Annotated in this window: 21 protein-coding genes and 1 pseudogene; 9 read left to right on the top strand and 13 right to left on the bottom strand. The window is 67.6% G+C overall.

Features of this window, described 5'->3' with window-relative positions:
* The 6 genes from FSV73_RS25010 to FSV73_RS25035 all read right to left on the bottom strand — a co-directional run.
* The coding region (locus tag FSV73_RS25010) for an MCP four helix bundle domain-containing protein (protein ID WP_145013016.1) at positions 1-1,722 on the bottom strand (1,722 nt) is incomplete at its 3' end.
* Between the two features lie 21 nt (positions 1,723-1,743).
* On the bottom strand, positions 1,744-3,912 hold the full coding sequence (locus tag FSV73_RS25015) for a chemotaxis protein CheA (RefSeq protein WP_145013018.1): 2,169 nt from the start codon (positions 3,910-3,912) through the stop codon (positions 1,744-1,746).
* Positions 3,909-4,214 carry an STAS domain-containing protein gene (locus tag FSV73_RS25020; protein ID WP_145013020.1) on the bottom strand — a complete coding sequence of 102 codons (306 nt, stop codon included), beginning with the start codon at positions 4,212-4,214 and terminating at the stop codon, positions 3,909-3,911. Before FSV73_RS25020 ends, FSV73_RS25015 begins: the two co-directional genes overlap by 4 nt.
* A 20-nt stretch (positions 4,215-4,234) precedes the next feature.
* Positions 4,235-4,606, bottom strand: coding sequence for a response regulator (locus tag FSV73_RS25025; RefSeq protein ID WP_145013022.1), 372 nt, complete (start codon positions 4,604-4,606; stop codon positions 4,235-4,237).
* A gap of 10 nt (positions 4,607-4,616) precedes the next feature.
* The gene (locus FSV73_RS26330) at positions 4,617-5,363 is read right to left on the bottom strand and encodes a methyl-accepting chemotaxis protein (RefSeq protein ID WP_260856166.1); all 747 of its coding nucleotides are present in this window, start codon (positions 5,361-5,363) and stop codon (positions 4,617-4,619) included.
* Positions 5,364-5,928: 565 nt separating this feature from the next.
* Entirely contained in the window at positions 5,929-6,696 is a 768-nt protein-coding gene (locus FSV73_RS25035; protein ID WP_145013026.1) for a GntR family transcriptional regulator, read from the bottom strand.
* 221 nt (positions 6,697-6,917) lie between these two features.
* Between FSV73_RS25035 and FSV73_RS25040 the strand changes: the two genes are divergently transcribed.
* The 4 genes from FSV73_RS25040 (at position 6,918) to FSV73_RS25055 (ending at position 11,625) form a co-directional block, all read left to right on the top strand.
* Positions 6,918-8,612: a lactate permease LctP family transporter gene (locus tag FSV73_RS25040; protein ID WP_145013028.1), complete on the top strand. Its 1,695-nt coding sequence runs from the start codon at positions 6,918-6,920 to the stop codon at positions 8,610-8,612.
* A gap of 72 nt (positions 8,613-8,684) precedes the next feature.
* Positions 8,685-9,509 carry a (Fe-S)-binding protein gene (locus FSV73_RS25045; RefSeq protein WP_145013030.1) on the top strand — a complete coding sequence of 275 codons (825 nt, stop codon included), beginning with the start codon at positions 8,685-8,687 and terminating at the stop codon, positions 9,507-9,509.
* On the top strand, positions 9,506-10,960 hold the full coding sequence (locus tag FSV73_RS25050) for a LutB/LldF family L-lactate oxidation iron-sulfur protein (RefSeq protein ID WP_145013032.1): 1,455 nt from the start codon (positions 9,506-9,508) through the stop codon (positions 10,958-10,960). Before FSV73_RS25045 ends, FSV73_RS25050 begins: the two co-directional genes overlap by 4 nt.
* Positions 10,957-11,625 carry a LutC/YkgG family protein gene (locus tag FSV73_RS25055; protein ID WP_145013034.1) on the top strand — a complete coding sequence of 223 codons (669 nt, stop codon included), beginning with the start codon at positions 10,957-10,959 and terminating at the stop codon, positions 11,623-11,625. Before FSV73_RS25050 ends, FSV73_RS25055 begins: the two co-directional genes overlap by 4 nt.
* Before the next feature lie 274 nt (positions 11,626-11,899).
* Here the strand turns inward: FSV73_RS25055 and FSV73_RS25060 are convergent, their stop codons facing one another.
* From FSV73_RS25060 to FSV73_RS25070, 3 genes are all read right to left on the bottom strand, one after another.
* Positions 11,900-12,370 carry an MEKHLA domain-containing protein gene (locus tag FSV73_RS25060; RefSeq protein WP_145013036.1) on the bottom strand — a complete coding sequence of 157 codons (471 nt, stop codon included), beginning with the start codon at positions 12,368-12,370 and terminating at the stop codon, positions 11,900-11,902.
* A 122-nt stretch (positions 12,371-12,492) separates the two neighbouring features.
* Positions 12,493-13,617, bottom strand: a complete 1,125-nt coding sequence (locus tag FSV73_RS25065) for a YncE family protein (protein ID WP_145013038.1) — start codon at positions 13,615-13,617, stop codon at positions 12,493-12,495.
* 115 nt (positions 13,618-13,732) lie between these two features.
* The gene (locus FSV73_RS25070) at positions 13,733-14,725 is read right to left on the bottom strand and encodes a ribonuclease Z (RefSeq protein WP_145013040.1); all 993 of its coding nucleotides are present in this window, start codon (positions 14,723-14,725) and stop codon (positions 13,733-13,735) included.
* 185 nt (positions 14,726-14,910) lie between these two features.
* Between FSV73_RS25070 and FSV73_RS25075 the strand changes: the two genes are divergently transcribed.
* The gene (locus tag FSV73_RS25075) at positions 14,911-16,155 is read left to right on the top strand and encodes an acyl-CoA dehydrogenase family protein (protein ID WP_145013042.1); all 1,245 of its coding nucleotides are present in this window, start codon (positions 14,911-14,913) and stop codon (positions 16,153-16,155) included.
* A gap of 77 nt (positions 16,156-16,232) precedes the next feature.
* On the opposite strand, the gene FSV73_RS26335 is transcribed toward FSV73_RS25075, so the two are convergent.
* A complete protein-coding gene (locus tag FSV73_RS26335; protein WP_437179316.1) occupies positions 16,233-16,664 on the bottom strand; it encodes a methyl-accepting chemotaxis protein in 432 nt (143 codons plus the stop codon).
* Positions 16,665-16,772: 108 nt separating this feature from the next.
* Positions 16,773-17,606 (bottom strand): annotated as a pseudogene (locus tag FSV73_RS26340) (PAS domain-containing protein); the annotation flags it as partial.
* A 146-nt stretch (positions 17,607-17,752) separates the two neighbouring features.
* On the opposite strand from FSV73_RS26340, the gene FSV73_RS25085 reads away from it, so the two are divergent.
* The 4 genes from FSV73_RS25085 (at position 17,753) to FSV73_RS25100 (ending at position 21,380) form a co-directional block, all read left to right on the top strand.
* Positions 17,753-18,919: an acyl-CoA dehydrogenase family protein gene (locus FSV73_RS25085; protein WP_145013046.1), complete on the top strand. Its 1,167-nt coding sequence runs from the start codon at positions 17,753-17,755 to the stop codon at positions 18,917-18,919.
* Between the two features lie 10 nt (positions 18,920-18,929).
* Positions 18,930-20,015: a sigma-54 interaction domain-containing protein gene (locus tag FSV73_RS25090; protein ID WP_145013048.1), complete on the top strand. Its 1,086-nt coding sequence runs from the start codon at positions 18,930-18,932 to the stop codon at positions 20,013-20,015.
* Positions 20,016-20,091: 76 nt separating this feature from the next.
* Positions 20,092-20,952: a pirin family protein gene (locus tag FSV73_RS25095; RefSeq protein WP_145013050.1), complete on the top strand. Its 861-nt coding sequence runs from the start codon at positions 20,092-20,094 to the stop codon at positions 20,950-20,952.
* A gap of 86 nt (positions 20,953-21,038) precedes the next feature.
* Positions 21,039-21,380, top strand: a complete 342-nt coding sequence (locus FSV73_RS25100; protein ID WP_145013052.1) for an FKBP-type peptidyl-prolyl cis-trans isomerase — start codon at positions 21,039-21,041, stop codon at positions 21,378-21,380.
* 24 nt (positions 21,381-21,404) lie between these two features.
* On the opposite strand, the gene FSV73_RS25105 is transcribed toward FSV73_RS25100, so the two are convergent.
* Positions 21,405-21,593 (bottom strand): hypothetical protein, encoded by a 189-nt coding sequence (locus FSV73_RS25105; protein WP_145013054.1) that lies wholly within the window; start codon positions 21,591-21,593, stop codon positions 21,405-21,407.
* 225 nt (positions 21,594-21,818) lie between these two features.
* Positions 21,819-22,974 (bottom strand): glycoside hydrolase family 5 protein (locus FSV73_RS25110; protein ID WP_260856164.1); only part of this gene is annotated, 1,156 nt, incomplete at its 5' end.

Below are 22,974 nucleotides of genomic sequence, written 5' to 3' on the forward strand. Positions count from 1 at the left end.
CTCGACGCTGGCGCTGGTCTCCTCCACCGAAGCGGCCTGCTCGGTGCTGGCCTGGCTCATGCTTTGGGCCGTGGCGGAGATCTCTTCCGAGGCACTGGCCAGGGCATCGGCCGACAGCCGTACGTCACCGATGATCTGGTTCAGCTTGCCGACGGTGCCGTTGACCGACTGCTTGAGGTCCAGCAGCTGGCCCTGGTAGTCGCCGCGCACGGTGCGGCTCAGGTCGCCCTGGGCCAGGCCGGCCATCACGTCCATGGCCTCGCTGACCGGCGCCACGATGGCGTCCAGGGTGCCGTTGATGCCGGCGACGATGCGGCGGAAGTCGCCCTGGTGGGCGCTGGCATCGGCACGGGTATCCAGGCGCCCGGCCATGGCGGCCTGGCTCAGCTGGTTGGCGTCCTCGACCAGGCGCTGGATGTTGCCGCGAACCTGTTCGAGGTTGTCGTTGATCACCGCCTTCTGCCCGGGGAAGCGTTCCAGGGCCACCGACAGGTCGCCCTCGCCGAAGCTCTTGACGCAGGCCATGGCCTTGCGCGAATCCTCCAGGTGCCCGGCGACCATGGCATTGACGCCCTCCGCCATGCTGCGGAAGGTGCCCTGGAAACGCTCCACGGGAATCCGCGCGTCGGTTTCGCCGCGATCATGGGCCTGGGACAGCTGCACCATCTCCGCCACCAGCTGCTGGATGTTGCCGCGGACCTGCTCGAGGTTGTCGTTGATCACCGCCTTCTTGCCGGGGAAGCGCTCCAGCGGCGCGGCCAGATCGCCTTCGCCGAAGCTGCGGACGCAGGCCATGGCCTTGCTGGAATCGCTCAGGTGGCCGGCGACCATGGCGTTGACGCCCTCGGCGACGTTGCGGAAGGTGCCCTGAAAACGCTCCAGTGGAATGCGCGCCTCGGTCTGGCCGCGGTCGTGCTCGGCGGCCATGGTGGTCATTTCCTGCACCAGGCCGCGCAGGGTCAGCACCATGCGCTGCATGGCCGCCATCAGGCTGGAGTCGTCGCCCTCGCGCAGGCGCAGGTCATCCGGCAGATCACCCGCCGCCGTGCGGTTGGCGACCTTGGCCACCTCGGCCGGCTCACCGCCCAGCTGGCGCAGCAGGTTGCGGGTGATGAAGAAACCGAGCAGGCCGATCAGCGCCAGGGTGGCCAGAGAGATACCGATGGACAGCAGGGTCGCCTGGCTCAGGGTACCCCGGGCCAGGGCGGATTGTTCGGCGCCCAGCTTCTGGTTGTAGAGGCGATGGGCATCGAGAACATCGCCCACATGGGTGACGACCGCCTGGTTCTCGCCGAGGATGCGCTTGACCTCGTCGTCCTGACTGGCGCGGGACAGCGGAACCACCCGCGCCGCGAGCTGGTTGAGGGCGGCGATCGCCTGCCTGTCGTCGTCCAGCATGCGCCGGTCGGTATCGTCGGACACCTGCTGCTGATAGGCCTTGAGCGCCTCCTCGGTCAGCCGCTGGGACTCGTCGAGTTCCTTCTCGGCCCGCTGCGTGGCGACCTCGCCATCGGCGGCCAGGTGACGATAGATATTGGTGATGATGTCGGCGGAATGGGCATCGATGGCATCGATGCCGAGGATGGCCGGCACGGTATCGTCGTTGCCGAAATTGGCCTGCGCATAGACCTGGTGCAGCTGGTAGTAGGCCAGCCCGGCGAGCAGGACGATGCCCAGCAACGCGGAGAGGACCAGCAGGGACATGCGTTTGGTGACGGTCATGGGTCGACTTCTCGGAGGCGGTCAGGCCAGCGCCGGAGCGTGGGTGGCCAGGGTGGTGGAGGACGCCTCGCCGATCAGGCCGGGCACGTTGAGGATCAGGGCCACCGCGCCGCTACCGAGGATGGTGAAGCCCCCCAGGCTGCGGTTGTGGCCGAACAGCGGGCCGAGCGGCTTGATCACGGTCTGGAATTCGCCGAGCAGTTGGTCGACCACCAGGCCGGCGCGCTGGCCGGCATAGCGCACCACCACGACGTTCTGCCGCCGTGGCGGCTCTTCCTCGATGGCGAACAACTGGCGCAGGCGCAGCACCGGCAGGACCTCGCCACGCAGGTCGAGATAGTCGTTGCCGCTGGCCTGGACGCTGGCCGCCTCGGTCAGCTCGATGCACTCCTCCACCGCCTCCAGGGGCACCACGTAGGTGGCCTTGCCGACGCCGATGAGGAAGCCATCGATGATCGCCAGGGTCAGCGGCAGGCGGATGGTCACCTTGGTGCCCCGCCCTTCCTCGCTGGTGAGATCGACGCTGCCGCGCAGGGCGGTGATGTTCTTCTTGACCACGTCCATGCCGACGCCGCGACCGGACAGGTTGCTGATCTGCTCGGCGGTGGAGAAGCCCGGCTCGAAGATCAGGTTGAACACGTCCTTGTCGGCCAGCACCTGGCCTTCGGCGATCAGGCCGCGCTCGGTCGCCTTGCGCAGGATGCGCTCGCGGGCCAGGCCGCCGCCGTCGTCGGTGACCTCGATGACGATGCTGCTCGACTCGTGGTAGGCGTTGAGGCCGACGGTGCCCTGGGCCGGCTTGCCACGGGCCAGGCGCAATTCGGCGGATTCGATGCCATGGTCCATGGCGTTGCGGATCAGGTGGGTCAGCGGATCGCCGATCTTCTCCACCACCGTCTTGTCCAGCTCGGTCTCGCCGCCACTGATCTGCAGGGCGATGTCCTTGCCGATCTCCTTGGAGACGTCCCGCACCACCCGCTGGAAGCGGTTGAAGGTAGTGCCGATCTGCACCATGCGCAGGGTCAGGGCGGTGTCGCGCACCTCCTCGACCAGCCGCGAGAGTACCCCGGTGGACTCGACCAGCGCGGCCAGGCCGCTTTGCTGGGCGATGAGCTGGGTGCCGGCGCCGGCGATGATGAGTTCGCCGATCAGGTCGATGAGCTGGTCGAGCTTGGTCGCGTCGATGCGGATCAGCTGGCCATCGCCCGCCGCGCCGTTGCGTTGTTCCTTGACCTTGCGCTGCTTGTTCAAGGCCGCATCCACCACCGGCGGGTTGACCAGGTGCGCCTCGACCAGCGCCTCGCCGATGGGCTTGCGCGGCGTCGCCGGATCGGCCTGGCGGCGCAGCACCTCGTCCAGCTCGGTGGCGGTCAGGGTGCCGCAGCGCACCAGGATCTCGCCCAGGCGCAGGTCTTCCTCGGGCAAGGCCTCGATCAGCTGGCAGTAGTCGCTGCTGCGGCTGTGCGGCGGCAGGATGCGGATCTGGCTGTCCTCGCGGACGAATTCGAAGGCTGCCTCGATGGTGTCCTTGTCGGCGTCACTGTCGAAGGCCACCTCGAACCCCAGGTAGCAGGTCTCCGGGTCCATGTCGGCCGCCGCCGGGATGGCCTCGGTCAGGGTGACGATGTTGACGATGCGACCGAAGCTGTTGAGATACCGCACGAAGGCCAGCGGATCCATGCCGTTGCGCAGCATGTCCGGGCCGAAGCGCAGCGACAGGTGCCAGTGGCCGGCGGCTACGCCGTCCACGGGCGGCAGCACCGCACGGGCGCCCGCGACGGACTCGGCGGCCTTGGCGCTGGGTTGCAGGTAATGTTCCAGACGCTGCACCAGGGCGGCGCCGGCCGCCTGGAAGTCGGCCTCCGGCTCGCTGCCGGACGCGACGCGGGCGATCAGGCCGTTGAGGTGATCGCAGACCTCCAGGAACAGCGCGGACAGGGTGTCGTCGAAGGCCAGCTCGCCGCTGCGGATGCGGTCGAGCACGCTTTCGGCGACATGGGTGAAGGCCACCACGTGGTCCAGGCCGAACAGGCCGGCCGAGCCCTTGATGGTATGGGCGGCACGGAAGATGGCGTTGATCAGCTCGGCATCGTCCGGCGCCTGCTCGATCTGCAGCAGCGCGGCCTCCATCTGCTGGAGCAGCTCCTCGCTCTCGGCGATGAAGGTCTTGAGGATCTCGTCCAGGTTCATGCCGCGACCCCTTCGGCCGTCGCGGCCGTGAAGAAATCGGCGAGGCCGGCCAGCGCCAGCAATTCGGTGATGGCCGGGCTGGGATCGACCAGCTCGAGGCGGCCCCCCAGACGTTGCGCTTCCCGGTGCGCCAGCAGCAGCAACTGCAGGCCGGCCGAATCGAATTCGTCGACCTCGGCCAGCTCCAGCGCCACGGTGACCCCGGCGGAGAGGGGCTCCATCAGCAGCGGCTTGCTGTCCGCCGCGGTATAGATGGTCAGCGACCCGGCGAAGGGCAACCGGGTACGGACGACGTCGTTCATGGGGGTAGCCTCCGGGGCTATCAGGGCATGATCAGCTTGGAAACCGCCGCCAGCATCTGCGCCGGCTGGAACGGCTTGACCATCCAGGCCTTGGCGCCGGCGGCCTGGCCGGCGGCCTTCTTGGCGGCGTCGGATTCGGTGGTGAGCATGATCACCGGGGTGAACTTGTAGGCCGGCAGCTTCTTCGCCGCGGCGACGAAGGTGATGCCATCCATGTTGGGCATGTTCACGTCGCTGATGATCAGGTGGACCTTGCGACCGTCCAGCTTGGTCAGGGCGTCGCGACCGTCGCAGCCCTCGATGACGTCGTAGCCGGCGCTTTTCAGCGTCATGGACACCACCTGGCGGATGGAGATGGAGTCGTCGACGATCAGAATGGTCTTGTTGCTCATGGCAGCTTCCTTAGAAGAAGGTGATATCGGATTCAGCGGTGGCGGCCGGTCGCTTGCCGTGGTGCACGGCGACCTGCTCGGCCATGGTGTAGGTACGGGCCAGCGCGGCGAGCCAGGCCTTGGTATCGAGCGGCGGCAGCGGCTGGCCACTGGCGGCCAGGGCACGGCGCTCGATCACCAGGCGCTCGAGGCGGGCCTGGTCGTCACGGATATGGCCGAGCATCTGGCTGACCCGGTCCTGGAACTGCAGCGCCACCAGTACCTCGCCGATGGTGCCGCCGACGGCCGTGGCGTTCTCGGCCAGGGCATCGCTGCGTTCCACCACGTCACGGGTGGTACCGCCGAAGGCGCCGATGACCTGTTCGATGGTCTCGCCGGACTGGTTCAGGGTGCCGGTATCGCGCTCGGCGTGGCGTTGCGACAATTCCAGGGTGCGGGCGATGGCGCCATTCACCGTTTCCACGGTTTCGCCGATCTTCTGCCCGGTATCGCCGGAGAGGGTGGATAGCTTGCGGACCTCGTCGGCGACCACGGCGAAGCCACGCCCGGCTTCGCCGGCCCGCGCCGCCTCGATCGCCGCGTTGAGCGCCAGCAGGTTGGTCTGGCGGGCCACGTCACCGACGTCCTTGGCCATGCTCTTGAGCTGCTCGGTGAGCCCGGCGAGGCCATTCACCTCGTTGAGCAGGGCGCCCTTGCTGGACAGCGCCTCACGCAGGGACTGCAGGATGCCATCCAGCTGGTTCTGGCTGCTCGCCATCAGGTTGACCAGGCGATCGCCCGCACCCTGGTCGTTACCGGTCACGCTCTCGATGCGCCCGGCCAACTCGGCGAAGCGGCTGGTCAGGCTGACGATCTCCTGCTCGGTATGGGCGCGCGCCGCCTCGATCTGCTCGGACCAGACCGGCAGCACCGCCACGCAGAGCGCCTCGAGGGCTTCGTCACGGCCGCTGGCCGGGCCCTGGGCCGCCAGGCTGGCGGTCGGCCGTGCGGCCTGGCGCGCCTGGGCGCGACGCAGCTGCCAGAAGCCCAGGCCTGCGGCCAGCACGACCTGGGTGGCACTCAAGGCCAGGGTGGCCGGCGTCACGCCGCCCACGAAGAGGATCGCCCCGGTGCCACAGGCACCCAGCAATGCAGGCGTGAAGGTAAGGTCGACGAGCGAGGGCGAAGAAGAGGCGTGTTCCACAGGAGGATACCGGTCTAGACGCCTGCAAAGGCGGGAAGGTCTGACCGGGTTATCAGCGCCGGAACGCTAAACTTTAGCCACGGACGAATAAGTTATTGCGATAGCATAGTGCCATCATGCAATATTTCGCCATACTTTTTCAGAAATCTTCTCGCCGTTTCGCCCGTGCTAGACGCCCTGCCATGGCCCCCGCCTCCTCCAGCACCTCCCGCACATAGCCCAGGTGCAAGCTCGCGGCGTCACGGGCACGCTCGGCTTCGCCGGCGACGATCGCCTGGTACAGCGCCCGGTGCTGCTCCAGCAGTCGCTCGCGGGTTTCGCCGCGCTGGGCCTGCATGCCGCCGATATTGGTGACCATGTGATGCCGCAGGAGCTCGAACAGGCTGCGGATACTGTGCAGGTAGACAGCGTTGTGGCTGGCCTCGGCGATGGCCAGGTGGAAGGCCGCATCGGCGTCGCCCTCCTCTTCGCAGGTCAGCGTCTCGCGTCGCTGGTAGCAGGCCTCCAGGCGCTCCCAGGCCAGGGTCAGGCGCGCCAGGTCCGGCTCGGTGGCCCGCTGGGCGGCCGCGTAGGCACAGGCGCTTTCCAGGGTGTGGCGGAATTCCAGCAGGTCGCGCCGGGTCTCCTCGCGACTTTCCAGCAGCGGCAGCAAGGGATCGGTGAAGGCGCTGTTGAGCGCCTCGGTGACATAGGTACCGCCACCCTGGCGGCTGGTGAGCAGGCCGCGCGCCACCAGTTTCTGGATCGCCTCCCGCAGCGATGGCCGGGAGACGCCGAAACGTTCGGCGAGGGCGCGCTCGGCCGGCAGGCGTTCACCAGGCCGCAGGGAGCCCTCGGCGATCAGGGCTTCCAGATGCTTGACGATATCGTCCGACAGACGACGCTGCTTGACCGGTTGGAACGCCATGAAACCCCTCAAGAAAGCCCTTGGACACCGCTTCGCCCGGGCCAGGCACGATCGCCCGGACGACTAAAGTCGCACGATAACCCGTTTGACAGCCGCAAAGACCCCGCTTAACGTGCGGGAAGTCGCCCTTGTAAATTGGTCTTACCAATTTTTGCCACAGGTCGCGATGCCGTGCAACCCCGTCCTGCCGCTTCCCTACAAAAACAATCAAGGAGCACCCGATGGAAACCTGGCAACAGCTCTATCTCCCGCTTGGCAGCCTGGGCCTTTCGGCCTTCGTCGCCGCCCTGCCCATCCTGTTCTTCTTCATCGCGCTGGCCGTCCTTCGTCTCAAGGGACATGTGGCGGGCGCCCTGACCCTGGCGATCGCCCTGCTCATCGCCCTGTTCGTCTACCACATGCCGGTGGACAAGGCGCTGGCCTCCGCCGGCTACGGCTTTCTCTACGGCCTCTGGCCCATCGCCTGGATCATCGTGACCGCGGTGTTCCTCTACAAGCTGACGGTCAAGTGCGGCCAGTTCGACATCATCCGCAGCTCCGTTCTCTCCATTACCGACGACCAGCGCCTGCAGGTCCTGCTGATCGGCTTCTGCTTTGGCGCCTTCCTGGAGGGCGCGGCCGGCTTCGGCGCGCCGGTGGCCATCACCGCCGCCCTGTTGGTGGGCCTGGGCCACAATCCGCTGAAAGCGGCCGGTCTCTGCCTGATCGCCAACACCGCACCGGTGGCCTTCGGCGCCCTGGGGATTCCCACCATCGTCGCCGGCCAGGTGACCGGCATCGACGCCTTCAAGATCGGCGCCATGACCGGTCGCCAGCTGCCGCTGCTGTCGCTGCTGGTGCCGCTGTGGCTGATGTTCATGATGGACGGCATGCGCGGCCTGCGCGAAACCTGGAAGCCGGCGCTGATCTGCGGTGGCACCTTCGCGGTGTTCCAGTACCTGACCTCCAACTTCATCGGCCCGGAACTGCCCGACATCACCTCCTCCCTGGCCGCCATGATCGCCCTGACCGGCTATCTCAAGCTGCGCCAGCCGCAGCACGCGGCAGCCGGTGCCACCACCGTGATGGGGGGCGGCGGCGCAGCCGTACTGGGCGGTGGCGCGGGCTTCGGCAGCGGCGGCCGTCTGCCGCCGGAGCATTCGTTGGGTACCGTGATCAAGGCCTGGTCGCCCTTCCTGATCCTCACCGTGGTCGTCACGATCTGGACCACCAAGGCGTTCAAGGCGCTGTTCGCCAGTGGCGGTGCCCTCTATGCGCTGGTGATCAACGTACCGGTGCCTTACCTGGACAAGCTGGTGCTCAAGGCGGCGCCCATCGTCGCCACGCCTACGCCCATGCCGGCGGTCTACAAGCTCGACCTGCTGTCCGCCTCGGGTACCGCCATCCTGATCTCCGCGCTGATCTCCATGGCTATCTTCCGCATCAAGCCGTCGACGGCCCTGGGCGTGTTCAAGGAGACCCTGGTGGAACTGCGCAAGCCGATCCTCTCCATCGGCCTGGTGCTGGCCTTCGCCTTCGTCGTCAACTACTCGGGCATGTCCACCACCCTGGCCCTGCTGCTGGCCGGCACCGGTGCGCTGTTCCCCTTCTTCTCGCCGCTGCTCGGCTGGCTGGGGGTGTTCCTGACCGGCTCGGATACCTCGTCCAACGCCCTGTTCGGCTCGCTGCAGGCCACCACCGCGCACCAGATCGGCGTCTCCGACACCCTCCTGGTGGCGGCCAACAGTTCCGGCGGCGTGACCGGCAAGATGATCTCGCCGCAGTCCATCGCCGTGGCCTGCGCCGCCACCGGCATGGTGGGCAAGGAGTCCGACCTGTTCCGCTTCACCGTGCGCCACAGTATCGGCTTCGCCGTGCTGGTCGGCGTGATCACCCTGGCGCAGGCCTATGTGTTCACCGGCATGCTGGTGCACTGATCGCGCGGTTCCCGGCGGCGGCCCCGGTCGCCGCCGGTTTTCTTTTAACCGGGCCAACCCGGAGTACGCCTCATGACCGAGCTCTTCCACAACGCCGCCCCCAACGCCACCCGCACCGCACCGCCGCTGGCAGCGCCGCGGAGCTATCCGCAGGAGAAGCCGACCCAGGTCTATCTGTTCGGCACCTGCGTGGTGGACCTCTTCTATCCCGCAGCCGGCATGGACAGCATCCGCCTGCTGGAGCGTGAAGGTCTCCGCGTCCACTTCCCCCAGGCGCAGAGTTGCTGCGGCCAGCCGGCCTACACCTCGGGCTACACCGAGGAAGCCCGCGCCGTGGCGCGCGCCCAGCTGGCGCTGTTCGCCGAGCCCTGGCCGGTGGTGGTGCCGTCCGGGTCCTGCGCCGGGATGCTGCGCCATCACTATGCCGAGTTGTTCGCCGACGAGCCGGAGACGCTGCGTCTGGTGCAGAACTTGGCCGAGCGCACCTATGAACTGGCGGAATTCCTGCTGCACGTCTGCCGGGTGGACTACCAGGACCACGGCGCCCCGACCAAGGTCGCGCTGCACACCTCCTGCAGCGCCCGCCGCGAGATGCAGACCCACCTGCACGGCCGTGCCCTGCTCGGCCAATTGGAGGCCGTGGAGCGCGTCGACCATGACCACGAAAGCGAATGCTGTGGTTTCGGCGGCACCTTCTCGGTGCGCATGCCGGACATCTCCGGCGCCATGGTGGCGGACAAGACCCGCGCCCTGCAGGACAGTGGCGCAGCCCAGGTGCTCACCGCCGACTGCGGTTGCCTGATGAATATCAACGGCGCCCTGGAAAAGCAGCGCGCCGCCCTGCGCGGTGAACACCTGGCCAGCTTTCTCTGGCGCCGTATCGGAGGTGCCGCATGAACGAGATGCTGAAGATTCCGCTCACCGACCTGAGCGATCCGCCCCCGTTCAAGGCCCGCGCCCGCCAGGCGCTGGGCGACGACCAGCTGAGGCGCAACTTCCGCACCGCCATGGATTCGCTGATGACCAAGCGCCTGGCCAGCCTGAGCGATGCCGACGAGCGCGAGCGGCTGCGCGAGCTGGGCAATCGCATCCGCGCCCGGGCGCTGTCCAAGCTACCCAAGCTGCTGGAGCGCCTGGAGGCGAATCTCACCCGCAATGGTGTCCAGGTGCACTGGGCCGAGACCACGGCCGAGGCCAACGCCATCGTCCAGCGGATCGCCGAGCGCCACGAGGCCAAGCTGCTGATCAAGGGCAAGTCGATGGTCAGCGAAGAGATGGACATGAATCTCGTACTCGGCGCCCAGGGCATCGACTGCCTGGAGTCGGACATGGGCGAGTACATCATCCAACTGGCCGGCGAAAAGCCTTCGCACATCATCATGCCGGCCATCCACCTCAACCGGCAGCAGGTGGGCACCCTCTTCCACGAGCATCTCGGCGAACCCTACACCACCGACGTCGACGAACTCATCCAGACCGGCCGGCGGGTACTGCGGCAGAAATTCTTCGAGGCCGACATCGGCATCTCCGGGGTCAACTTCGCCGTCGCCGAGACCGGTACCCTGCTGCTGGTGGAAAACGAGGGCAACGGGCGGATGTCCACCACGGTGCCGCCGGTGCACATCGCCGTGACCGGCATCGAGAAGGTGGTGGAAAACCTGCGCGACGTGGTGCCCCTGCTGTCGCTGCTGACCCGTTCGGCCCTGGGCCAGCCGATCACCACCTACGTCAACCTGATCTCCGGGCCGCGCAAGGCCGAGGAACTCGACGGGCCGCGCGAGGTGCACCTGGTGTTGCTGGACAATGGCCGTAGCCAGGCCTTCGCCGACAGCGAATTGCGCCAGACCCTCAATTGCATCCGCTGCGGCGCCTGCATGAACCACTGCCCGGTCTATACCCGCATCGGCGGCCATGCCTATGGCGAGGTCTATCCCGGCCCCATCGGCGCCATCATCACCCCGCACCTGGTCGGTCTGGAGCGGGCGCCCGATCACCCCAGCGCCTCGTCGCTGTGTGGCGCCTGCGGTGAAGTCTGCCCGGTCAAGATCCCGATTCCGGCACTCTTGCGGCGCCTGCGCGAAGAGAACGTCAAGGCGCCCACGGCCGAACCGCACCTGCTGCGCGGCCAGGGCAGCAAGTTTTCTGCCCGGGAGCGCTGGACCTGGCATGCCTGGCAGAATCTCTACACCTCGCCGCTGCTCTATCGCGGTTTCAGCTACCTGGCCACCCGCTTCGGCCGCTTCACCCCCGGCCAACTCGGGCCGTGGACGGAACACCACAGCGCACCCAGGCCGGCGCCCCTCTCGCTGCACGAACTGGCCCGCGACCACCTGGAGCAACGCCCATGAGCGCCCGCGACAACATCCTCGCCAAGCTGCGCGGCAGTCTGCAGGGTACCCAACCGCTGACGGACGATTTCGACGAGGCGCTGGTGACCGAGCCCTGGCGCTATCCACCCGCGGAACGCATCGCGCGGCTGCGGACCCTGATGGAGACGGTGCATACCGAAACCCACCTGACCACCACGGCGGACTGGCCGGCACTGGTCGAGCGCCTTCTTGCCGAGCGCGGCCTGGACCAGCTGCTGATCGCGCCCGGCACGCCCCACGGCGCCCGGCTAGTGGAGCGCTGGCAGGGTGAGGGTCAGCCGCGCTGGAAGGCCTATGATCGGCCCGTGGAAGAATGGAAGGCCGAGTTGTTCAACGACACCCCGGCCAGCCTCACCGGCACCCTTGGCGCCCTGGCCGCCACCGGCAGCCTGGTGCTCTGGCCAGATCGCCAGGAACCGCGACTGATGAGCCTGGTGCCGCCGCTGCACATCGCCCTGCTCAGGGCGAGCACCGTGGTCGACAACTTCTACGAACTGCAGCAACGGCAACGCTGGCAAGAGGGGATGCCGACCAATGCACTGCTGATCTCCGGGCCGTCGAAGACCGCTGACATCGAGCAGGTGCTGGCCTACGGTGCCCATGGGCCGAAGGATCTGGTGGTGTTGATCGTCGAGGATGAGTGAGGGCTTTGCCCCCTCTCCCGCAGGGAGAGGGGGCGGTCAGCCGCATGATCGTAGCTTTCGTAGGTTGGGCTGAGCGCAGCGAAGCCCAACTGTGCTCCGGCGTCAGGATCCTCGCAGGGAAACATACTGGCTCTTAACTCCATCGTAGGTTGGGCTGAGCAACGCGAAGCCCAACAAAACCCAGGCCACCCTTTGCTCTACAAGAGCAGGGCGCGGTCCCATACGACACACTAGACCATGCTGAGCAACGAAGCCCCTCAAGCCCTTGCCGCCCTCACTCCACCCGGCCAATTCGCTGCCTATCCGGCCAGAACAACGCCGCCTGCCCCAGGCGCTGCCCATCGCCGTCGACCAGGTTCCACACTACCCCAGCGTAGATCATGAAGGCCCTTCCCGCCTGGTCCACGCGCCACCCCTCGTAATCGCCGGCATAGCCCTGACGCCCGACCGTCTCCATCAACCGCTGGCGCTCGTCTCGGTCCTTGGGCGACGCACTGAAGCGCGAAGGCATGCCGAGGAATTCCGCGCGTGGATAGCCGAAGCAGCACAGGGCCTGCTCGTTGGCGTAGCAAAACAGGGGATCGTTCTCGGTACCGTGGGCCAGCAGGGCGTAGGGTGCCCGCTCGTGCAGCCAGGCAAGGACGTCGGCCGCAGGTAATCCAGCGGGACGCGGCAGCGACTGGCCGAGCCAGTGGCGATAGGAGGCTTCCAACAGGGGAAGCAGGGTGAGATCGGTGGCGGACAAGCGTGCTCTCCTCGAGGACCGTGACAGGCATCATCGCATTCAAGAGCACGCCGGCAGACTTGGGAGGCCCTGTCCGCCCCGAAGTGGTCCGCAGCGCGCGGCGGACCACTGCCAGGCCAGTCTTACTTGATCGCGGTCAGGTCGATGCGCACCACGCTTTCCGGCGCGGTGTTCATGTATTCCTTGTCGAAGGGCGTCTTCACCGTGGCGTACAGCGTCTGGCCGTCCGGGCTGACCAGCAGGCTGTTGGGATTGGGCTTGAGGTCGTAAGCCTTCTTCTCGGCGTAGGTGGTGGCATCGAGGATCAGCAGGCGGCCGGTCTCACGCTGGGTGATGTACAGCTCGTTGCGCTGGGTGTTGAGCTTGATCGCCAGGGCATCGCCCACCGGCAGGCGCTTGATCACCTTGCCGGTGCGGATGTCGAAGACCAGCACGGTCTTGGCTTCGGAATTGTCGGTGACGAACAGCTGGTGGTTCGCGCGATCCTCGGCCAGGTTGAGCAGCAGGTACTTGCCACCGTCGCCAGGGGTCCAGCGATGCTCGATCTTGCGGGTGCGCGGATTGATCACCAGTACCTCGCCACCACCGTTGGCGGCGTAGAGGCGCCCGGTGTCCTCGGAGTACAGCAGGCCGGTCACCCACTTGCCGGCATTGGGGATGCGCGCCTTGAGGGTCAGGGTCTTGGCGTCCACCACCCAGATCACGCCCGGATCGCCGACGCCGCCGACGTACAGCAGGCCGTCATGCAGGATGACCTGGCGCGGATTGACCGGATGGCCGTCGCGGCCCATCTCCTTGAACGCGAGTCGCTTCTCCAACTTGCCGGTGCGCAGGTCGATGCGGCTGAGACCACCGTCCAGGGAGTTGGTGACGAACAGCGTCTCGCCACTGGCGTCAGTGGTCAGGGCGAAGTTCTTCAGATCGGTGTGGATCTGGCCGGTGATGGCCAGGGTGGCCGGATCGAGCTGGTAGATCACCCCGCCGGTGACGCCTTTGGTCAACTGGGCGGTGGCCGCATAGACCGCTTGCTTGGCCGGGCTGTAGGCCAGTTCATAGACGCCATAGCCCAGCTCGATGCGCTTGAGCTCGGCGGGGGCCTGGGGCGCGGCCGGTTGGGCGGCGACCGGAGCCGGTGCGGGGGGCGGCGGGGGCGTCGGTGCCTCGGGGCGAGCGGAGCACGCCGCCACTGCCAGCGACAGCAGCGCCACGGCGCCCAGCGTGGAAACCTTGTTCAAAGACACCGCCATTTGCTTCTCCTACGGATGAGCTGCGAGGGGCCACCATGACCCCTGGAATGATAAACGTTCGCACTATGCCCAAGCAGCGCGAGCCAGACAAGGCCGACGCACGCCGAGCCCTCCCCTATCGCTGGACGGAAAGTACCGCTGCGCCGCTCTGGTCCAGGGCTTTCAGCCGCCCCTGGCGATCCAGGCGAAAACGCGAGAAATCCTCGGCCAGGTGCAATTCACCGCGGTAGCAGGCGGCCGCCTCCTGCCGCAGCTCCTCGAGGGACGGCGAGCGGGCCGGATCGGCCTGATAGCGCGGACTGAAATGGGTGAGCAGCAGCGCCGGCAGGCGCTGGGCCGCGGCGAAGCGGGCGATGCCCGCGGCGCTGCTGTGCCCCCAGCTCTGCCCGGTCCTGTCGATGTGCGCCTGGGCATAGGTGGCCTCGTGGACCAGTACTTGGGCGCCGCGGCAGGCCTCGGCCAGCAGTTCGGGACTATCGTTGTCGCCAGCCACCACCAGCCGCCGTTCCTCGTAGGCCGGCTGCAGGAAATCGGCACTGCGCAGCAGGCGCCCTTCGTGCGCTACGTCTTCCCCGGCCTGCAGGCGGCCCCAGAGCGGACCCCGCGGGACCTCGGCCGCGGCCAGGGCCGCCGGATCCAGCCGCCGCGGCCGGCGGGTCTCGCGGAAACGGAAGGCCTGGCTGGGCACCCGGTGGGACAGGGGGAAGGCGTCGATATCCCAGGCGCCCAGTGCGACGCCCCTGAAGGTCTCCACGGCGTGGAATTGCAGCGCGAAGGGCAGATGCAGCGCGGTCAGCGCCTGGGTGGCGGCGAGCCAGTCCTGCACCGCCTGGGGGGCGATCAGGGCCAATGGCTGGCTACGGCCGCTCATGGCGGCACTGGCCAGCAGCCCCGGCAGGCCATAGCAGTGGTCGCCATGGACATGGGTGATGCAGATGGCCCGCAGGTCCGCCACCGAGAGCGGCGTGCGCAGGAGCTGGTGCTGGGTGGCTTCGCCGCAGTCGACGAGGAACCAGCCCTTGCCCTGATCCTCGATCAGCGCGAGGGCCGCGACGTTGCGGCGGCGGGTCGGCACCCCCGCCGAGGTCCCGAGAAAGAGCAGGTCCATGGACACTCCGTAAAAGCCCCAGTCTAGCCTGCCGGACGCAGCTGTCGCCTGGGCAACAGTGCCCGGGCAGCCTGCTGCCCGCTGGACAGCCCGCGCCCGGCAAAGCCCGCCAGGACGGGCCTTCCAGGCTGGCAACGCTCTTGCAAAGACCCTGGCGTCGACTGTTCACCTGCCGAGGATCTTCCATGAATCTGCCCGCTCGCCAGCTGCCGCCTGCCCTTACCGACGCACCGGACTACCAACGCCTGGCCGCCCGCTTCCGCCCCGTCTTCGCCCGCATCGCCGAAGGTGCTCTGGAGCGCGAGCGCTCCCGCACCCTCCCCTATGCACCCATCGCCTGGCTCAAGGAAGCCGGTTTCGGCGCCGTGCGGGTGCCGCTGGAATTCGGCGGCGGCGGCGCCAGCCTGCCGCAGCTGGTACGTCTGCTGATCGAGCTGGCCGCGGCCGACAGCAATCTACCCCAGGCCCTGCGCGGCCACTTCGCCTTCGTCGAGGATCGCCTCAATGCCCATGCCGAGGCTTCCCAGCAGGTCTGGTTCGAGCGCTTCGTCGCGGGCGACCTGGTGGGCAATGCCTGGACCGAGATCGGCACCGTCAGGCTCGGTGAGGTGATCACCCGGGTCAGCCAGCAGGACGGCGAATGGCGGCTGAATGGCACCAAGTACTACAGCACCGGTAGCCTGTTCGCCGACTGGATCGATGTCTACGCCCAGCGCGACGACACCGGCGGCGACGTCATCGCGGCCATCCGCACCGACCAGCCGGGTGTCCGCCAGTCCGACGACTGGGACGGCTTCGGCCAGCGCACCACCGCCAGCGGCACCTCAGTATTCGAGGGCGTGCGGGTGGAGCCGGAAAACCTGATCGATTTCGCCACCCGCTTCAAATACCAGACCGCCTTCTACCAGTTGGTGCTGCTCGCCGTGATCACGGGCAGCGGCCAGGCGGCGGTCAGGGAATTCGCCCAGGAGGTGCGGGGCCGTACCCGGGTCTACAGCCATGGCAACGCCAGCGCGGCCAGCGACGATCCCCAGGTGCAGCAGGTGGTGGGCAAGGCCTCGGCGTTCGTCTACGCGGCCGAGGCCGCGACCCTGAGCGCCGCCGCGGCGGCCCAGGTCGCCTTCGAGGCCCGCTATGGCAAGGATGCGGCGGCCGAACACCGCGCCAACGTCGCGGCCGAACTGGAATCCGCCCAGGCCCAGTCGGCAGTGGCGGACCTGGTGCTGCGCGCCACCAGCGACCTGTTCAACGCCCTGGGCGCCTCGGCCACGCGCGCCGCCAAGGGCCTCGACCGGCACTGGCGCAATGCCCGTACCGCCGCCTCGCACAATCCGCTGATCTACAAGGAGCGCATCGTCGGCGCCTGGGAGATCGACGGCAGCGAGCCGCCCTTCGTCTGGCAGATCGGCGGTGGCAGCAAGCAGGGCTGATCCTACGCGGTGCCCCATGCAAAACGGCAGCCCTGGGGCTGCCGTTTTGCATGGGGTACAGGAAGACCGGCCTGGGATCAGGTCGAGAGCTGCCGGGCGAAACGCCCCACCGCGCCAACCACCCGCTGGGCGCCGTCCTGGATCTCCACGATCACCTGTCCGGCCTGGCCCGCCAGCTCCAGTCCCTGCTCGGCCTGGCGGCGACCGTTCTCGATGACCTTCACCGCGTCGCTCGCCAGCTGCTGGTTCTGCTGGACCACGCCGACGATCTCCTCGGTGGCCTTGCTGGTCCGCGAGGCCAGCTGCCTGACCTCATCGGCCACCACGGCGAATCCCCGGCCCTGCTCACCGGCGCGGGCGGCCTCGATGGCGGCGTTGAGCGCCAGCAGGTTGGTCTGCTCGGCGATGCCGCTGATGGTCTTGATGATGGTGCCGATCACCTGGGACTGGTTGTCCAGCGCCTCGATACCCTTCACCGCCTCCTGCATCTGGTCGGCCAGGGCGCGCATGACATCCACCGTCTGCTGCGCCACCACGGCGCCCTTGCGCGCGGTGTCGTCGGTGTGCCGGGACTGTTCGAAGGCCACGCCCGCGGCCTCGGATACCGCCTGTTCCTGGTGGACCTGATCGGTGATCACGGTGGCGAACTTGACCACCTTGTACAGCCGGTCATGGGCATCGATCACCGGGTTATAGGAAGCCTCCAGCCAGACGTCGCGGCCCTGGGCGTCCAGGCGCTTGAAGCGGGCGACGACGAATTCGCCACGGCGCAGACGCGCCCAGAATTGCTGATAGGCGTCCGAACCGGCCTCGGCCGGTTCGCAGAAGATCCGGTGGTGCTTGCCCTTGATCTGGGCCAGTGAATAGCCCATGGCCTGCAGGAAGCGCTCGTTGGCGTCGAGCACCTCGCCCTCGAGGTTGAATTCGATCACCGCCGTCGACCGACGCAGGGCCTTGAGCAGGCTCTCGTGCTCGCGGGACGTCTCGATGGTGCGGGTCAGGTTGTTGCAGAACAGCCGGAAGCGCTGCACCCGCCCCTGGCTGTCATGGAAGGGATGCAGGATGCCACGCAGCCAGGCCTCGCGCCCGTCGCCACGCAACAGCCGCAGGGCACCACTGAAGTGTTCGCCCTGACTCAGGCTCTGCTGCAGCCGTCGGCTGTAGTCTTCGCCCTTGGTATGCGCCGGGATGAAGTCCACCAGCGGTCGCCCGAGCACATCCGCGGCACGGACGCCCATCTCCTTCTCGAAATTGGCGTTCACCGCGCTGATGCAGCCCTTGCCGTCCAGCTCCACCCCCATCATTTCCTCGTCGAGCTCGGCCTTGAGCTGCTTGAAGGAGTCCACCTGCTCGCGCAGGCGCTGCAGCTCTTGTTTTAGTCCCTTGTTGAACATGGCACACCCCTGCTTAGAGGATTGAGTTAGACCTATAACGGCAGGCCACCGTGACATCTTTAGCCCAATAACCAAATCGGTGACCAGGCGGTCAGCGGCGAAGATAGAAGGCGATTACCTAATAACAAAAAAATATTTCGTATCAAGGTTTAAGTGGCTTTACGTTCTAACGCCTGCTGAATTTTCAAAGATAAGAGTCCTTCATGTCCGATTCGCTGCTGGAACCTCTCACTCCCTTGCTGGCGGCCTTCGCCGCCTCGGCCGCCGAGCGCGACCGCCAGGGCGGGACGCCCAAGGCCGAACGGGATGCCTTGCGCCAGAGCGGCCTGCTGGCCTTGAGCATCCCGCGCGAGCTGGGTGGCCTGGGTGCGTCCTGGGACCAGACCCTGGCCGCGGTACGCCAGCTCGCCCGGGTCGACAGCTCCCTGGCCCATGTCTTCGGCTTCCACCACCTGCTACTGGCCACCGCACAACTCTTCGGCCAGCCCGCGCAGTGGCGCCCCTGGCTGGAGCGCAGTGCCCGCGAGGCGTTGTTCTGGGGGAATGCGCTCAATCCCCTCGACCGTCGCACCCTCACCCGCCGCCAGGGTGATGCCTGGCAGGTGGACGGTGAGAAGAGTTTCTGCAGCGGTGCCCTGGACTCCGACCTGTTGCTGCTGTCGGCGCTGGAGAACGACGACCGCGGTCGCCTGCTGATCGCCGTGGTCCCGACCCGGCGCGCCGGGATCCAGTTGTTCGACGACTGGGACAACAATGGCCAGCGCCAGACCGACAGCGGCAGTGCGCGCTTCACCGGGGTACGCGTCGAACAGCAGGAGTGGCTGCTCGATCCGGGCCCCCTCAGCACCCCCTTCGCCTGCCTGCGCCCGCTGCTGGCGCAACTGATCTTCGCCAATATCTTCCTCGGCCTCGGCGAAGGCGCCTTCGCCGAGGCACGGCGCTACACCACCACCCAGTCCCGCCCCTGGTTCAAGTCCACCGCTCAAAGCGCCAGTGCCGACCCCTACGTCCTGCGCCACTACGGTGAATTCTGGGTAGCCCTGGAAAGCACCCGGCTGCTGGTCGAGCGCGCCAACACGGCCTTCGCCGCGGCCTGGCGCCAGGGCCCTGAGCTCAGCGAAACCGCCCGGGGCGAACTGGCCATCGCCATCGCCACGGCCAAGGTCGCCGCCAGTCGCCACGGCCTCGACCTCGCCAGCCGCCTGTTCGAGGTCGGCGGCGCCCGCGCCACCGCGGGTGCGCTGCGCCTGGATCGCTACTGGCGCAACCTGCGCACCCAGACCCTGCATGACCCGGTGGATTACAAGTTGCAGGAGCTGGGTGACTGGGCCCTCAACGACGCTCTGCCCACCCCCAGTTTCTACTCCTGAGGAGCCTGCGATGACGCTGCTGACCCTGACGCGCACGCCCGCGGTCCCCCGCTACCGGGCGACCGCCCAGGTCTTTGCCGATCCCAAATCCCGCGAGCTGCTCACCCACCTGGAGAAGATCGCCCCCAGCGACGCCAGCGTGCTGGTGATCGGCGAGACCGGTACCGGCAAGGAACTGATCGCCCGCCATATCCACGCCCTGAGCCACAGACACGCCGGCCCCTTCGTGGCCGTCAACTGCGGCGCCTTCGCCGAAAGCCTGGTCGAGGCGGAACTGTTCGGCCATGAGAAGGGGGCCTTCACCGGCGCCCTGGGGGCCCGCGCCGGCTGGTTCGAGGAGGCCAACGGCGGCACCCTGTTCCTCGACGAGATCGGCGACCTGCCGCTGTCGGTGCAGGTCAAGCTGCTGCGCGTGCTGCAGGAGCGCGAGGTGGTGCGTCTCGGCTCGAGACGCAGCGTGCCGCTGGATGTGCGCATCGTCGCCGCCACCAACGTCCCCCTGGAGCGCGCGGTGGCCGAGGGTACCTTCCGGGAAGACCTCTGGTATCGCCTCAACGTGGTCAGCCTGCCGCTGCTGCCGCTGCGCCAGCGCCAGGGCGACATCCTGCCGCTGGCCCGGCACTTCCTCCACGCCTATGCCCAGGCCCCGGTGGCCCTGAGCGCGACGGCGGAGCGCCGGCTGCTGGAGCATCCCTGGCCGGGCAATATCCGGGAGCTGGAGAACACCCTGCAGCACGCCCTGCTGCTCAAGCCCCAGGGCCTGCTCGAGGCCGAGGACCTGAATTTCGTCCAGCGCCCCAGCCTGGCCGCGGCAGCGCCGCGCCCGGCCGAGACGGCGCCGGTCGACCACCTGCTGACCGAAGCCTTCGCCCAGCTTTTCGAGGAGCAACCGGAGGCCCTGCACGAGCGCGTCGAGGATGCCCTGGTGCGCGCCGCCTATCGCTTCTGCCACCGCAACCAGGTACACACGGCGCGGCTGCTGGGGCTGAGTCGCAACGTCACCCGCGCCCACCTCATCCGCATCGGCGAACTGGTGGTCAATCATCGCCGCCCGAGCCTGCAACGACCGGAGCGGGAGGTACGCTTCTCCATCTGAATGACGGTCATCCACGCCGGGTACCCGTCCGGCGTGGCTGCCTCTACACTGACGCTTTGCGTTCGCGAGGCCCCGCATGACCACCCGTACCCTGCTGCACCGCCATCCCGCCCGGCGTGACGACATCGGCGACCTCCAGACCCGCCGGCCATTGCCAGGCCCCGGCCTCCCCCACCTGGATCCCTTCCTCTTTCTCAATCACCACGGTCCCCAGGTCTATCCGCCGCACAACGCCGGCCTGCCCTTCGGCCCCCACCCCCACCGCGGCTTCGAAACCGTGACCTTCATCCTCGCCGGCTCCCTCGCCCACCGCGACAGCGGCGGCCACGAGAGCGTCATCGAGGCCGGCGGCATCCAGTGGATGACCGCCGGCAGTGGCCTGGTCCATGCCGAGCTGTCGCCGGCCGCCTTCAAACGCGACGGTGGCGACCTGGAAATCCTGCAGCTGTGGGTCAATCTGCCGGCCCGGCTGAAGTTCACCCCGCCGGCCTATCATGGCGTGAACGCGGCGGACATGCCGCTGCTCGAAGCGGACGAAGGGCGGGTAAGAATCCGTCTGGCCTCCGGCACCCACCAGGGCGTCGCGGGCGCCGTGCAGACACCGACGCCCATCACCCTGATGACCGTCGAACTCGCCCCCGGCGCCACCGCGATCCTGCCCGCGCCGCCTGGCTCGACGGTATTCTGCTATGGCGTGCGCGGCACCCTGCAGATCGCCGGACGCGACGAAGCCCCCTGGCAGCTATTGGAGTTCGCCGACGATGGCGACCAGATCGAGATCGCCAGCCGCGACGGCGCCGTGCTGCTCTATGGCCATGCCGCCCCCTTCGCCGAGCCCATCGTGGCCCACGGGCCCTTCGTGATGAACAGCGCCGAGGAAATCCGCCAGGCGATCCGCGACTACCAGGCGGGCCTGTTCGGCGACGTGCCGGATTGAAGCTGACGTCCTCGCCGGGGTGGCCGGGGCCAGGCCCGCGCGGCCAGTGAACCGGCTAGACTGCGCCCTTTGGCAGGAGGATGGCGATGACTGAGGAGTTGCAGATCGAAGACCTGGTGACCGGCGACGGCAAGGCGGTGGTCAAGGGGGCGCTAATCACCACCCATTACGAAGGCTGGCTGGACGACGGCACCCTGTTCGACTCGTCGCGGGCCAAGGGTCGGCCGTTCCAGTGCGTCATCGGCACCGGGCGGGTGATCAAGGGGTGGGACCAGGGCCTGATGGGCATGCGCGTGGGCGGCAAACGTCGCCTGGCGGTGCCGGCGGCGCTGGCCTATGGCGAACGCCAGGTCGGCGCGCACATCAAGCCGCATGCCAACCTGAGGTTCGAGATCGAATTGCTGGAAGTCCTGACGCGGGACGATTGACCGGCCGAGGGTCGGGGCCTGGGTTCAGCTCGGTGTCTTGGTGTTGTTGCGCACCAGTTCGAGCTGGGCTTCGAGAACGCTCAACCGGGCGAATTTGCGGCTGTAGATGACGAATTGCTCCTGGACGTGCTGCCGGCTTTGCGCGAGCTCCTGCCGGTGGCTCCGGATCTGTTCTTCGAGGCTCTGCAACCGTTGCTGGGTGGTTTGCGTCATGGCACCTACTCCCTGTGCTTGAGGTTTCAACCGGACTCTACCCGTGTGCCAATAAGTCGAGCTATAGCCGTTCGTCGTCCACGCGATGGCTGTTCCAGAGCCGTTTCGGTGACCCGGTAGCCCTTGCGCAGCCGGGGAAAGTCTGACTCTCGCCGGGCATCGACATGAATAGGGCGGCGGATCGCCAAGGCCATCCGCCGCCCTGCCCAACCCGCCGCCTCGTCCTCAGCGCGGTCCTATCGCCGTGCAGCTGTTGCTGGCGTCGACGTACTTCTTCAGCGTCGGCCACTGCGGGCGTTCCACCCCGTTCACCGGCTCCACCGCCAGTGCCGAGGAGCCCCAGCCGGGTCCGGCCGCCCAGTAGGTCAGCGGCATGCAGTTCTGCTGCAGATAGGCCAGCAGGTTGTCGGTCGCGGTCAGCCAGCGACTGTCGCCCGACGGCACGCCGAACTCGGCGATCATGCCTCGCTTGCCATTGCGCTTGAGCCATTCGACGAAGGGCTTGACGCGATTGACACCCACCTGCGGATCGAAGCCATCCATGTTCTGCGCGGCGTAGCTGCCGCTGCCGTCCTGGTCCAGGTAGACGTTGGCCGCATAGATGATGTTGTTCGCCGGATCCTTGAGGCCCAGCAAGGCATTGCTCACGCCCGGCCAGTTGACGGCGCTGCCCCAGGCATTGCCCTGCACGATCACCGGGTGGGTGCGGTCCATGGTGCGCACCCCATCGATGCCCGACTGCGCCGTCACCGGCCAACCACTGTCCGCGCCATTGGGCTTGCCCATGATGTCGTAGCCATAGAGCGCCGCATGGTTACCCCACTGGTAGGCCAGGCGATACATCAGGTCCCAGTAGTTGAAGTTGGTGACGGTTCCGGTGCCGATCAGGGTGCCCTTGTAGCGACCACCGTTGTCCAGCGCCAGGATCACCTTCATGTTGTACTTCTTGGCCAGCTCCAGCACCTGGGTGACCTGCTGGGTGTAGGCCGCCTCGAGGCTGCCGAAGAAGCGGGTCTGCAGCCGCTCCCAGATCACCGGGAAGCGGATCAGCCGCACGCCCTTGGCACTCCACTGCTGGAAATGCGCCTCGCTGGGCATGACGTAGTTGACGTTGAGCACCCCGGGCAGGTTCTGCGGAGCGAAGGCGGCGCCGGAGAAATTCAACCCGACCAGATTGAGCTTGGCGGAGTTGGCCGGCGTCGACGAAGACCCCGACGGCGTGGTGGTCGAGCCGCTCGACGCAGCGCTGCCGGTGTTGGTCTTGGTTTCAGTGGCCGGCACTGCCACCGCCGAGCCGGCGTTACCGCTGGTGCTGCCGGTGCTGCCGGTGCTGCCGGTGCTGCCGGTGCTGCCGGTGCTGCCGGTGCTGCCGGTGCTGCCG

Origin of the sequence: Pseudomonas oryzihabitans (genome assembly GCF_007665395.1) — a bacterium.
Lineage (GTDB): Bacteria > Pseudomonadota > Gammaproteobacteria > Pseudomonadales > Pseudomonadaceae > Chryseomonas > Chryseomonas psychrotolerans_C.

Bases quoted from the DNA above. Each gene is read 5' to 3' on its own strand.
- FSV73_RS25050 (WP_145013032.1), top strand. From the start codon at position 9,506: ATGAACGAGATGCTGAAGATTCCGCTCACCGACCTGAGCGATCCGCCC.
- FSV73_RS25025 (WP_145013022.1), bottom strand. From the start codon at position 4,606: ATGAGCAACAAGACCATTCTGATCGTCGACGACTCCATCTCCATCCGC.
- FSV73_RS25020 (WP_145013020.1), bottom strand. From the start codon at position 4,214: ATGAACGACGTCGTCCGTACCCGGTTGCCCTTCGCCGGGTCGCTGACC.
- FSV73_RS25035 (WP_145013026.1), bottom strand. From the start codon at position 6,696: ATGGCGTTCCAACCGGTCAAGCAGCGTCGTCTGTCGGACGATATCGTC.
- FSV73_RS25105 (WP_145013054.1), bottom strand. From the start codon at position 21,593: ATGACGCAAACCACCCAGCAACGGTTGCAGAGCCTCGAAGAACAGATC.
- FSV73_RS25095 (WP_145013050.1), top strand. From the start codon at position 20,092: ATGACCACCCGTACCCTGCTGCACCGCCATCCCGCCCGGCGTGACGAC.
- FSV73_RS25015 (WP_145013018.1), bottom strand. From the start codon at position 3,912: ATGAACCTGGACGAGATCCTCAAGACCTTCATCGCCGAGAGCGAGGAG.
- FSV73_RS25070 (WP_145013040.1), bottom strand. From the start codon at position 14,725: ATGGACCTGCTCTTTCTCGGGACCTCGGCGGGGGTGCCGACCCGCCGC.
- FSV73_RS25075 (WP_145013042.1), top strand. From the start codon at position 14,911: ATGAATCTGCCCGCTCGCCAGCTGCCGCCTGCCCTTACCGACGCACCG.
- FSV73_RS25065 (WP_145013038.1), bottom strand. From the start codon at position 13,617: ATGGCGGTGTCTTTGAACAAGGTTTCCACGCTGGGCGCCGTGGCGCTG.
- FSV73_RS25090 (WP_145013048.1), top strand. From the start codon at position 18,930: ATGACGCTGCTGACCCTGACGCGCACGCCCGCGGTCCCCCGCTACCGG.
- FSV73_RS25085 (WP_145013046.1), top strand. From the start codon at position 17,753: ATGTCCGATTCGCTGCTGGAACCTCTCACTCCCTTGCTGGCGGCCTTC.
- FSV73_RS25040 (WP_145013028.1), top strand. From the start codon at position 6,918: ATGGAAACCTGGCAACAGCTCTATCTCCCGCTTGGCAGCCTGGGCCTT.
- FSV73_RS25100 (WP_145013052.1), top strand. From the start codon at position 21,039: ATGACTGAGGAGTTGCAGATCGAAGACCTGGTGACCGGCGACGGCAAG.
- FSV73_RS26335 (WP_437179316.1), bottom strand. From the start codon at position 16,664: ATGCGCGCCCTGGCCGACCAGATGCAGGAGGCGGTGAAGGGTATCGAG.
- FSV73_RS25045 (WP_145013030.1), top strand. From the start codon at position 8,685: ATGACCGAGCTCTTCCACAACGCCGCCCCCAACGCCACCCGCACCGCA.
- FSV73_RS25055 (WP_145013034.1), top strand. From the start codon at position 10,957: ATGAGCGCCCGCGACAACATCCTCGCCAAGCTGCGCGGCAGTCTGCAG.
- FSV73_RS26330 (WP_260856166.1), bottom strand. From the start codon at position 5,363: ATGGCGAGCAGCCAGAACCAGCTGGATGGCATCCTGCAGTCCCTGCGT.